Origin of the sequence: Terrimesophilobacter mesophilus (assembly GCF_014200375.1) — a bacterium.
Lineage (GTDB): Bacteria > Actinomycetota > Actinomycetes > Actinomycetales > Microbacteriaceae > Terrimesophilobacter > Terrimesophilobacter mesophilus.
Genome location: NZ_JACHBP010000001.1, coordinates 1,905,398 through 1,916,756, shown reverse-complemented (window position 1 = coordinate 1,916,756; position 11,359 = coordinate 1,905,398). Strand labels below are relative to the sequence as shown.

Annotated in this window: 11 protein-coding genes and 1 pseudogene; 9 read left to right on the top strand and 3 right to left on the bottom strand. The window is 57.6% G+C overall.

The window, feature by feature from the left end:
* Positions 1-2 precede the first annotated feature (2 nt).
* Positions 3-2,444, bottom strand: coding sequence for a type I restriction-modification system subunit M (locus BKA04_RS09485; protein ID WP_333473438.1), 2,442 nt, complete (start codon positions 2,442-2,444; stop codon positions 3-5).
* 251 nt (positions 2,445-2,695) lie between these two features.
* Positions 2,696-3,523 carry a hypothetical protein gene (locus tag BKA04_RS09480; RefSeq protein WP_134542284.1) on the bottom strand — a complete coding sequence of 276 codons (828 nt, stop codon included), beginning with the start codon at positions 3,521-3,523 and terminating at the stop codon, positions 2,696-2,698.
* A 99-nt stretch (positions 3,524-3,622) separates the two neighbouring features.
* Here BKA04_RS09480 and BKA04_RS09475 point away from each other — a divergent pair, with 99 nt between their 5' ends.
* The 9 genes and pseudogenes from BKA04_RS09475 to BKA04_RS12350 all read left to right on the top strand — a co-directional run.
* The gene (locus BKA04_RS09475) at positions 3,623-3,925 is read left to right on the top strand and encodes a hypothetical protein (protein WP_134542283.1); all 303 of its coding nucleotides are present in this window, start codon (positions 3,623-3,625) and stop codon (positions 3,923-3,925) included.
* A complete protein-coding gene (locus tag BKA04_RS09470) occupies positions 3,925-4,197 on the top strand; it encodes a hypothetical protein (RefSeq protein ID WP_104096187.1) in 273 nt (90 codons plus the stop codon). Before BKA04_RS09475 ends, BKA04_RS09470 begins: the two co-directional genes overlap by 1 nt.
* 277 nt (positions 4,198-4,474) lie before the next feature.
* Positions 4,475-5,164: an MT-A70 family methyltransferase gene (locus BKA04_RS09465; RefSeq protein WP_104096186.1), complete on the top strand. Its 690-nt coding sequence runs from the start codon at positions 4,475-4,477 to the stop codon at positions 5,162-5,164.
* A 2-nt stretch (positions 5,165-5,166) separates the two neighbouring features.
* Positions 5,167-5,358 carry a hypothetical protein gene (locus BKA04_RS09460; protein WP_104096185.1) on the top strand — a complete coding sequence of 64 codons (192 nt, stop codon included), beginning with the start codon at positions 5,167-5,169 and terminating at the stop codon, positions 5,356-5,358.
* A 285-nt stretch (positions 5,359-5,643) separates the two neighbouring features.
* The gene (locus BKA04_RS09455; RefSeq protein ID WP_167309720.1) at positions 5,644-7,815 is read left to right on the top strand and encodes a type IV secretory system conjugative DNA transfer family protein; all 2,172 of its coding nucleotides are present in this window, start codon (positions 5,644-5,646) and stop codon (positions 7,813-7,815) included.
* Positions 7,816-7,975: 160 nt separating this feature from the next.
* A complete protein-coding gene (locus BKA04_RS09450) occupies positions 7,976-8,845 on the top strand; it encodes a replication-relaxation family protein (protein WP_104096183.1) in 870 nt (289 codons plus the stop codon).
* On the top strand, positions 8,814-9,266 hold the full coding sequence (locus BKA04_RS09445) for a hypothetical protein (RefSeq protein ID WP_134542280.1): 453 nt from the start codon (positions 8,814-8,816) through the stop codon (positions 9,264-9,266). The genes BKA04_RS09450 and BKA04_RS09445 overlap by 32 nt, the downstream gene beginning before the upstream one ends.
* A gap of 10 nt (positions 9,267-9,276) precedes the next feature.
* Positions 9,277-9,660, top strand: a complete 384-nt coding sequence (locus BKA04_RS09440) for a hypothetical protein (protein WP_104096181.1) — start codon at positions 9,277-9,279, stop codon at positions 9,658-9,660.
* A pseudogene (locus BKA04_RS12350) lies at positions 9,638-10,819 on the top strand (recombinase family protein); the annotation flags it as partial. The gene BKA04_RS09440 and the pseudogene BKA04_RS12350, both read left to right, overlap by 23 nt.
* Here the strand turns inward: BKA04_RS12350 and BKA04_RS09430 are convergent.
* Complete coding sequence (locus tag BKA04_RS09430) at positions 10,760-11,116, bottom strand: hypothetical protein (RefSeq protein ID WP_104096180.1); 357 nt, start codon at positions 11,114-11,116, stop codon at positions 10,760-10,762. The pseudogene BKA04_RS12350 and the gene BKA04_RS09430 sit on opposite strands and share 60 nt — an antisense overlap.
* Between the last annotated feature and the right edge of the window lie 243 nt (positions 11,117-11,359).

Here is an 11,359-nt window from a genome sequence, read left to right as displayed (position 1 = left end):
ACTTACTCGACCCCCATTGCAGCAAGACTGCTCGCAACTTTGGCGCTCTGCACCTCGACCTCGGTGCTGAGCGCACTTAACGTCTTGTCATATCGATCACCGAGCTCAGTGATGCGTGTGATAAGCCTCAGGGTGAGTCCTGCAACCTCCGCATAGATCCGTTGCTCGACAGTCGCCCTCCACTTGTCCTCTATCACTAATTGCTGGATGTCAGCAATCGAAAGTTTCCCGTATTGAGCAAGCGTGGCCTGGTCGAGCGTCGTTCCTGCATCCTTCACGGACTTCTTTGCGGCAGTTTCTACGTCGTAGAGCGCAATTAGTTTTGAGAGAGCAGTAACTTCATCGCTTCGTGGGTCCTCTCGCTTGGCATCGCGAAGCCGAACGCGTGCCAGCGCCTTGGTAATCTTGCCGTCATCCATCGCATCGGCAAAGAGCCCCTCTTCGCCGGAGTTCTCTTCCACTAACTCTTCGATCACCTGCGCTGCGCTCTCAACCTCTGCACTTAGCTGGTCGAGCTTCGCCTTCTCGTCAGCGAAGTAGCGAGCCACAATGAGTGCGGGCGGAACGAGATCCATTTTGTACTTTGAGGCATTCCGACCAGAACCGATGACAAGATCTGGCAATTCAGATAGCTTGCGGTCCTTGTCCTCGATCGTCTTGCGGGGTTTGGCCGCACCATCCCAGCCTTCGTTCATGACCAGCGCGACGTCGTCGTGCATTGTCTGATTCCAGTAGCTCATGAGCTGTTCGTAGACCGCGTACTCGTCCACGAGGGGTCGAGGGTGGAAGCTGTCGAGCAGGTTCTCGGACAAGCCACTGATGAGATCACCGGGTCTTGTCGTGCCGGAGATCCCGGCAAGCTGTTCGCGATGTCCGCTCCACCATTCCGATACGAGATCGCCAGTGGCCGAGTTGAACGACTGGTATTCGGCCGAGTTCGTGATAGTCGCTTGAATGTCGTCCTTTTCGACGGCGAGCTCGGAGTACCCCTCTCGAAGGGGTCGTAAGAGTTCAAACCTCAGTGACGGGAAGGCCGTCCAGTAAGCGTCAAGGGCATCGATGTCGCGGTTTGGAATACCGCCATGGATATGTGCATGGAGGTCTTGGATATCCTCCGGTTCGGAGGAGTCGATGTAGCGGGGAATGTTGAGGTTGAAGTCGTTGGCCGCATTCTCGATCTCGCTCAGAGGCACCATGCGTGAGTAACCGGGAATCTCTACCTGCTTGGTGAACGCATCGGTGATCTTGTGCATGTCACGCGGACGCAAGCGGTTCTTTGGCCCATCCTTCTCGAAGCCTTTCGAGGCATCAATCATGAAGAGTCCAGTGCGCGCCTGAGCATTTTCTTTGTCGATAATGATGATGCAGGCTGGGATACCAGTGCCGTAGAAGAGATTCGCCGGTAGACCGATGATGCCCTTGATATAGCCACGCTTAATGATCACTTTTCGGATAGTCGCCTCTGCGTTACCGCGGAACAGGACTCCGTGTGGCAGGATCACTGCGCCCTTTCCGGTGCTCTTGAGCGACTTGAGCATGTGAAGCAAGAAGGCGAAGTCGCCATTCTTCTCAGGAGGGCGGCCATACCCGTCGAATCGACCGTATTCGTTCTCGAGGCCATTGGCCCATGACTTGACGGAGAACGGCGGGTTGGCGACCAGGAAATCGAAGGTGTCGAGACGGTCGTTCGTGGTGAACTGCGGGCTGGCGATCGTATCGCCCTTGCGGATGTCAGCAATCTCGTTGCCATGCAGGATCATGTTCATCTTGGCCAGCGCCCAGGTCGCGTTATCCTTTTCCTGTCCGTAGATCGTCAGGCCGTGCGGCGCGGCATCGGCAACCTTGAGGAGAAGTGATCCCGAGCCGCAGGTGGGATCATAAACTGTCGCCGAGTAAGGCGTGCTCGGCTTGATGCCGATCAGCTGCGCCATGATTCGCGAGACCTCGGCAGGGGTATAGAACTGCCCCTTTGATTTTCCAGATTCCGTTGCGAAGTGCCGCATCAGATACTCATAGGCATCGCCGAGTAGATCGTCTCCTTCGGCGCGTGAGCCGCGGAAGTCGAGATCTTGGAAGATCGAGATCAGGTTCGTCAGGCGATCCTGCATCTCCTTGCCCTTGCCGAGCTTCTCCTCATCGTTGAAGTCGGCGAGGTCGATGACCTTCTGCAAGTCGTTAGCTTCAGCAAGTTTTGCGATCGCCTTGTTGACCTTGTCGCCAATCTCCTTGTCACCCTTGAATGTGATGAGATCATCGAAAGAGCCACCAGCAGGCACATCAATCAGGCTGTTCTTGTCAGACTTGGCCTTATCAGTGACGTACTTCACGAACAGGAGTGTGAGGACATAGTCCTTGTACTGGGAGGCATCCATGCCGCCACGAAGTTCGTCGGCCCCCTTCCATAGGGAGCTATATAGATCTGACTTCTTTAGTGCCACGGTCACACCACCACCCTCGAAGACGCGCTCGTCAAGCCTGATTCGTTCGTCATTTGATAGGTCATGTCGTGCGTGCTCTCCTCCACACCAAGGTGTGTGCGTTAGTTATCCACAAAGCTTGCTCTCAGGCTACCGACGACTGCAGACACAAGCACTGTCCCACTTCGGGTGATCCACCTCCGGGAGAAACCTCGAACCGGATACTGAATTCTCCTCTACTTATACCACGATCAGCATTTTTCTTAAAGGGCGACGATCTAAACCGACTCGTCGTGCTCTACTCCTCTAACGACCGGGACGTGTGTCGGGAAACCGGCGAAGTTCTCAGTCTTTGGGATTTCGCCAGCTGGCCATGCGCCCCAAGTGATCGTCGCCTCGGTCATGAAGTTTCGCTGTGTTTGGATCTTGGCCACGAGACGCGGGTCTGCAAGCTGTGCCGCGAGAACCCATTGTGGCCATACCGCCATGCGCCATTCGACATCAACCTTGAACAACCATTGCGCCTCTGGAATCAACTTGAAGTTATCGATGTGCTCGACCGCTCGCACATATCCGGTGGTCTGGTTGGGCGCTTCAAAGCGAAACTCTAAGCCGTCGACTACCTCATCATTTACCCACACCACGGGTGTCTGATACTCGGATTGCGGGTCAATTTGGAGCGCGATCGTCGTTAGGACGCTCCGTCCAAACTGGTACATGGTCAGGTGGCCCCAAGGCCTGAAGAACAGTTCTTCGTCGCGGAACAAAGTCGCGAGCTTTTGTGCGCCCCTGTCACTTCGTCGAAGACCGGTCCGACGATCGACGTGGTGGGCAGCAGCGTATGCATCGAGCCGATGGTTTAGCGAGTGTCCTTCGAGACCGATTCCGCTTGTCTCAAGGTAGGCGCGAACGTCTCCATTGGGGTCGACCGAATAGCGCTTGAACATTTCAAAGAGTGTGGCGTGCGCTTGCTCGACACTGCCCATTCCGACGACTCTCACGAGCGCTTCACAGACTGCGATCTGCTCGGGTACGAGCGCACCTTCACCACGACGTAACTCTCGCAGCTCGCGAAGAAGTTGCTGACGTAGCGGATCATCCTTCATCAGTTCATGGTGTCAGTTTCGTGTCAGTGACGCACCCGCTGCTTTGTTCGACCCTTGAAGTGCGGCATTCACCGCAACTGATCTGAACAAGGAGGAAAAGTGAACAGTACGGAACTTGCACCGCTGGGCGGTGCATTCAGTTCGAATGGGCTGGCTCAGATGTCCGGCAGTATGCAGCGGCAGGCTGGACGCGAGATCGAGCGCGTACAGGCACAGGCTCTGGTGGCCGACACTCGTGAGCAAGGTCGGGCCTTGCTGACGAATACGGCACTACAGAATGTCGGTGCCTTGTCGGCTCTGGAGCAGCACCTGATCCAGGTCGCCCCGATCGGGGAGGCACGCTACAAGCACATTGTTGACGCCTACGCGATGGGCGCTGCCCAAGCAATCCAGAGGTGGTGATGATCATGCCGAACCCGTTCAGTGCGGTCTTGCTCGTGCTAGCACTCACCTGCCTGATTCTGATTGGAGTGGTGTTGTTCGTGGAATGGCTGAAGGAGTTGAGTGATCGGCGTCGGACCCGGATCGAGCGTGAGCTTGATGTGGCTCAGGAGCGGATGCGGGCGGCCATTTTCCAGCTTGCTTCAGAGTTGGGTGCGGATGCTCACGAGGCTCGCAAGGCGCTTATCCGCGAGTCGTACCTCGCCTCGGGCCAACTGCCACCGAAGCAATGAGCGGCCATGAGCGGAGGTCCGCAGAGGAGCTGCGGGCCTTCGTTCGGGCCACGTCGTTGTGTATTTCGCTACAACGTCTCACCTAGCCACTACCTCTAATAGACACGACACGGCCACCCCTATCAGATCTCGCAGCAGCCGAACCGCATATCGCTACGAATTGGTGTCGCACGTTGTGTTGTCAGATCAGACCTGATGCCCCATAACCATGCCGGAAAACATTCAACCAGCCGCCCACAGTCGCGGTCACCGCGTTGACAGACGAAAGGAGTCCATTATGACCACACACATTCATGACGACACCCAGAACTCGCTAGGTGCGGAGGTGCCGACATCTCCAGCCGCAACCTGGGATGTGATTTGCGCCGACCCACCGTGGGACGTGCTCCAGAAGGGACGAAACTCCCTTGGTGCTGAACGCCATTACGACCTGATGACCCTGGACCAGATCAAGGGAATGGGTGACGCGGTCAAGGCGCTCTCGTCAGAGAATGCGCACCTGTGGCTTTGGGTTACCAACGCCACGTTGCGTCACGGTTACGACGTGATGGAGGCGTGGGGTTTCACACCCCGGTCACCGCTGACATGGATCAAGCCACGGTTCACTCTCGGCGTGTATCTGCGAAACGCCACCGAGCACCTGCTGTTTGGGACTCGCGGCAAAGCGCCCGTGCAATATAAGTCGCAGCCGACATGGATGTATGCACCGTTGCAGGCTCATTCTGAAAAACCCGATGAGCAGTACGCGGTCATCGATCGGGTCAGCGGGCGTGACACTCGCAAGCTCGAACTGTTTGCCCGGCGTCGCCCACCGGCACCGAACTGGAGCGTTTGGGGGAATGAGATCGCCTCCGACGTTTCGCTGGCGAAATGGGGTTACCCGGTGCCGTCGGACTTCGACGACGCCACCACCGATGCGCTTGCCGTCGAACAGGCGGCTACGAGGAACAGAAATGAGCCAGATTGATTATGTCCGACGAGAAGAGTATTTCGCTGCTGTCGAGAGCATGGCACGCCGCCGTCGTGTTCCTTGGGATCGCCGTTGCCGTGTGGATCGCCGTAAAACTGATCCTCGAAGTCTGGTGGGTGCTGGTAATCCTCGTGGCTATCGCCATCGCCGTCAGCACTCTCATCTGGTGGCGACGCAACCGCTACTGGTGAGCCTTGACGATTCGACCCCCTTCGTCCATAACCATGCACAAGCGGCAGACGACCGCGCACAACCGAAGGGAGGGGCACCGCAATGACAAAGCGAAAACCAACGGGACGAGGACGCGGAAGACCGACCACCTCAACAAATGTGCGCATCGTCCCCATCCCTCACGAGCAACCCAATGCGCGAAAACTTGGCCGAGCGTTCCTCGCCCTTGCACTCCACCAAGCCGACAACAACAACACAGAGTCGACGCACCAAAACGACAGCGACGGCGAAAACGGAGGCTCGCAATGAGTCGGGTTGGCCAGCCAGTGTGGCGGGAGATTCACTGGCCCAGACCCTTCGACCCAGAAACCGCATTTGAGGTTTTGGAGCGTCTGGCATCTGACCGCAACACGGGTCCAATCATTTGGGAAGCACGGGCACGTGCCGGGCAGATCCGATATCTGCTGGCTGCCGACTCCACCCACATCCACCCTTTAGTGAGCACATTGAAAGCGCTACTACCGGGCATTCAGGTCAACACCACACGATCAGCATCACGTGCGCGGTTGCAGCATGCCGGGCATCTGCGCGTCACCCACCCGTCCTTGGCTCTCAGTGTCGAGAGGTTGACGGCGACCACCCGCAGCGTACTGGCCAGCCTCACCGGCGCACGAGTTGAAGGCGAAGAAGTTGTCCTCCAGGTGTTGCTGGGCGGCAGACTCACACCACATTTACTTCCAACAAACCTGGAAGACCCGACCGCGTCCTGGCTCGATACCATTCGCGGCACCGTGCGACGCGCGACGGCTGAAGCACGAGTCAGTATGAAATCAAGGACATCCCTCCACGGCTTCAAATGCGTCATCCGCATCGGCGCTATCGCCGCCGACCCAGGTCGCGCGCGCAGCCTGATCGCCTCCGTGCTCAGCGGACTGCGCGTTGCCGAAAGCGCCGGTGTTCGCCTGCACCTGGTACCCGAACACCCTTCAGCAGTCAACGAAGTGCGACGGCCGTGGCAGTGGCCGCTTCGACTGTCCTCCCATGAACTCACCGCCCTGATGGGATGGCCAATTGGTGAAGGGGTACTGCCGGGTCTGCCCAGTGAGCACCCGCGCAGCCTTCCCGCACCCGACGGGTTATCGAGCGTGCGCTACCCGTTCGCGGAAACCACCGCCCCAGGCACAACCATCGCGTTGGGTATCACTGCGAAAGATTCCCTGCAGCACTCCGTCCTGCTCGGTCCGACTGGTGCCGGTAAATCCAACGCCATGCTGACCCTCATCATGGAGGCCATCGAGGCGGGCCGGGGCGTGTTGGTGATCGATCCAAAACGTGACCTCACCAATGATGTTCTGGCGCGTATCCCTGAACACCGCAAAAGTGATGTCGTCGTCATCGACCCGTCAGATCCTGAACCGGTCGGTTTGAATCCGTTTATTGGAAGCCACAAGAATCCAGAACTGGTGGCCGATAGCATCCTGGCAGTCTTCAAAGAACTCTTCGCCGACTCGTGGGGGCCACGCACTCAAGACGTACTCACCAGCGCACTGATCACTCTGGCAAGGCACCCCGGAGCGACCTTAACGATGCTGCCCGCGCTCCTGACCGATCAAAAGTTCCGCACCAAACTCACCCGTGGCATCACCGACAAGATTGGGCTCGCACCGTTCTGGGCCTCTTACGATGCCATGAGTCCAGAACAGAGGGCGCAAGTCATTGCACCGGTCATGAACAAGCTCCGGCAGTTTCTACTCCGACCTGCCCTAAGAGCGGTCCTGGGTCAGTCCGAACCGCGCTTCCAAATGAATGATCTCTTCACCCAAAAACGCATCGTTCTGATCTCTTTGAACAAAGGACTCCTCGGGGCAGAGGGTGCTCGACTGCTTGGCTCCCTCGTCGTTTCGCAGCTGTGGCCACTGACTCTGGCCCGAGCAGCATTGCCCGCCCAACGCCGACACATCGTGAACGTCTTCATCGATGAAGTACAGGACTACCTCGCGCTGCCCACCGACCTAGACGATGCACTCAGCCAAGCACGAGGTCTCGGTGTCGGCTTCACACTGGCTCACCAATATCGGATGCAATTGCCTTCGGGACTGCGCGCCGGTGTCGACGCAAACGTACACAACCGGATCGTCTTCGGACTCAATGCTACCGACGCAGCCGAGATGGCCAAGCAAGCACCGCAGTTAGATGTGCAGGACTTCATGCTGTTGCCACGCTTCGGCATCTACACCCACCTGATGCGAGACGGTCACGCAACCGGGTGGATGTCCGCCCGAACACTTGCCGCCTCCCCCGCAACAACCGACCCCATTGAGCTGAAGCATGCCAGCACCAAGCGTTACGGGCGAAGTGCTGAGGATGTGGAAAAAGAGGTGCTGCACTCCATCGGCCTCACACCACCGACTAGCGAGGGAACCGATGATGAGGACGAACCGATTGGGCGTCGCCCGGTGCCGAAAGGGAAACCATAATGGCCCCGCCCATCAGTGACAAGAGGTGTCCGGTCGCCTGTCCTGTCGCGACCATAAGGCCCGGCGACAGTGCCCGCAACACCCGGCAATTGCCCCCGGTAACGGATAAGACTCCCCCGCTGAATCAGCTGCGGTTTATCCCATCACGGCAGGAGGCTGCATGATGGCCAACCGTCGAATCAGCAGGAGGGAACTTGATCGAATCCAGCAGCGGCTCAGCAGGCGAGATTCTGCGATTCTCGGTGTGGTTGCCGAGCACCGCTATTTGACGACGAAGCAGATCTCCCGCTTCATCTTTACCGACAAGCCGACCGAAACGGCGGCCCTGCGTGCTGCCAGCCGGACACTATCCAAACTCGCCGAACTGCTGCTCTTGCAGTCTTTGCAACGTCGGATCGGTGGAGTGCGGGCAGGTTCCGGCGGCTACGTTTGGCACCTCACCGACGCTGGCGCACGCTTACTTCGGAAGGCAACAGGAACAGAGGATGGCAGCACGTCACGGCAGAGAAGCATTGAACCCTCCAGCACCTTCCTGGAGCACACCCTCGCCATCGCCGAAGTGCACCTGTACCTGCGACAGGCCACGTCCGAGGCGAACATAGCCTTGAGGCCACCACAACTCGAACCCGACTGTTGGCGCGCTTACGTCGGCTCCGGTGGCGGCACGCTGCGTCTCAAACCGGATCTGGCGATCACAACCCTCACTGGTGATTATGAGGACCACTGGTTCATTGAAGTGGATCGTGACACCGAACCGCCATCGCGGATCATCCGCAAATGCCTCCAGTACCAGGAGTATCAGCGCACTGGAACCGAGCAGCACCGCATCGGTGTCTTTCCCGCCGTGGTCTGGATCGTGCCCGGCACGGTACGGCGGGAGCAACTGCAACGGCGATTGAGTGCGGAACCGGCTATCAGCAAGCGGCTCTTCACCGTGGTGACCCTCGATCATCTCGCATCGCTCATTAGCGAAGGAGCCAACAACATCAATCCAACGGGTGGGCAGCAAGGAGAACATCCCCATGAATAACCCTGAAAACCACACCCCAGAACGTGCACCGCACGAGAAAAGTACCGCCGACTATTTTATTGAGCACTGCGTGAACAGTGTCACCACGAGACGGTCGGCCCGGACCATCCAAACCCTTTATGAAGTACACGGCGTACCATTTGCCGCCTACTTGACTTTGGAAGATATCGACCCTAATTCCGAGTCCCTCGCGGACGATTACGAAAACGCCTTCGTCGGCACCTACCCGGATGAGGACGCACTCATCGAAAGTGAAATCGCCAGCCTCGGCTGGATTGAAGCCATCGACACGGTCATCCGGCAGCAGACCATCCCCGAGGGTGTCCTCGAGTGGAACTACGACGCCTTCCTTGAACACCTGCGCAGATACATGTACGACATCGTCGATCTGGGAGGCACCATCCATGCCTTCGCCAAGTGAGACCAACCCGATGAATCATCCCGAGCAGGAACGACGAGACCTCTGGGAAGCAACCACCGAACAGCGTGAACGTATCCGACGCGGCTACTCCAGCTACTACCAGAGCGCCTTCACCGCTTTCCTTACCCTGCCGGACACTCGACTGGAGAGCCCTCAGTTGCTGGATGAGTTCGAGACTCGACACGTTGGCAGCTTCGCCACCCTCCAAGAAGCCTGCGAGGAATACCTCAGAAACATTGGTTGGCTGGCTGCCGCAGACAAATATCTTGCCGCCATCCCCGAAGAAACACCACCCGTCTTCTGGGACTACAACCGCATCACCAAACAGCTCGACAGCATTTATCACGTGATCCCAGCAGAGGGAGAGATCCATGTCTTCACCCGCCGATCCTGAACCCAACAAGCCTCCTCTCACACCCCCGGAGAGTGTTGCGGAATTGTCAACGACGCTGGACTCTTTGGGCCAGAAGAGCGTCAATGGAGAGGATCTAAGAGGAGACCCATCATCCATGAGCCCCATACCAACAGCGGCACCGTTGGCTGAAGCCCTACAGCAATGCCTCACCCCGAAAGTGGCAGTGTCATATTTACGGGTATCAACCCGCGACCAAGCCCACCGTGGCGGTGAAGCGGAAGGCTTCTCCATCCCCGCACAGCGTGACGCCAACAAACGAAAAGCCGCCACCCTGGGCGCGATCGTCATCAAAGAGTTTGTCGACCGGGGTGCCTCGGCACGTTCAGCCAATCGGCCCGAGCTGCAACGCATGCTCGAATATGTTGATGAGCACCCGGTGGACTATGTCATCGTTCACAAACTGGACCGCCTTGCCCGAAACCGGGCAGATGATGTGGAGATCAGCCAAGCCCTGTCAGCCTCGAAAGTACGCCTGGTTTCCACTACCGAAAGCATCGACGAAACCCCATCGGGCATGCTCCTCCACGGCATCATGTCTTCCATCGCAGAGTTCTACTCCCGCAACCTTGCCGCTGAAGTCATGAAAGGAATGACCCAGAAGGCTCGAAGCGGCGGCACCGTTAGCCGCGCACCACTGGGTTACCGCAACCAACGCAATGTTGATGCCGAAGGCCGCGAAGTACGAACCGTCATCATCGATGAGGAACGCGCCCCCTTCATCCGACTCGCCTTCGAACTGTATGCCACCGGTAATTGGACCATCTCCTCACTTGCCGAACACCTCAACGCTCGAGGCTTGACCACGGTGCCAACCCCCAGACTCCCATCGACCCCGATCCGTGAAGGGCTGCTGCACAAAATCCTCACCAACCCTTACTACAAAGGTAAAGTGCGGTTCCAGGACGCCACATACGACGGTCGTCATGAACCGCTGATCGACTCGATGATCTGGCAGCAAGTTCAAGAAGTTCTCGCCACCCACGTCAACGGTGAACGAGTCCGCAAACACCCGCACTACCTGAAAAGCACCGTCTACTGCGGCACCTGCAAAGAACGCCTCCTCGTGCAAATATCCACTTCAGCCACTGGGGCAAAATACCCATACTTCATGTGCGCCGGACGGCACTCCAAGAGGACCCGTTGCGAACAAAAATCGGTGCTCATCTACGAAGTTGAAAAGAAGATCACCGAGCACTACCAGCGCATCACGCTCGAGCCGAAGTTCCGCATTCAGGTAGAAACAGTGATCCGCAATGGCCTCCAAGAAGCACGCACCGAAGTTGAAGCCGAACACCAATCCCTTCAGCGTGAGAAGGAGAAGCTTCAGCGTCAACAAGGAAAGCTCATGGAAGCACACTACGCCGGTGCGATTTCGGTCGACCTTCTCGGTAAAGAGCAAGACCGCATTACGACCGCGCTCGCACAGATCGAGCACAAACTAACCGCAACCAGTGCCCACTTTGATGTCGTCGAAAAGAATCTCCAAGCAGCCCTGGACCTCACCGAGCACTGTGGAAACGCATATAAAACCGCGCCCGATCACATCAAAAAGCTATTCAACCAAGCCCTCTTCGAACGAATCCTTGTGACCTGCGATGACAACTCTCCAGGCGGCATCAGCATTCGCACTGAGCTACGCGAACCATTCAATACCCTGCTCAGCAGCGAAATGCGCGAA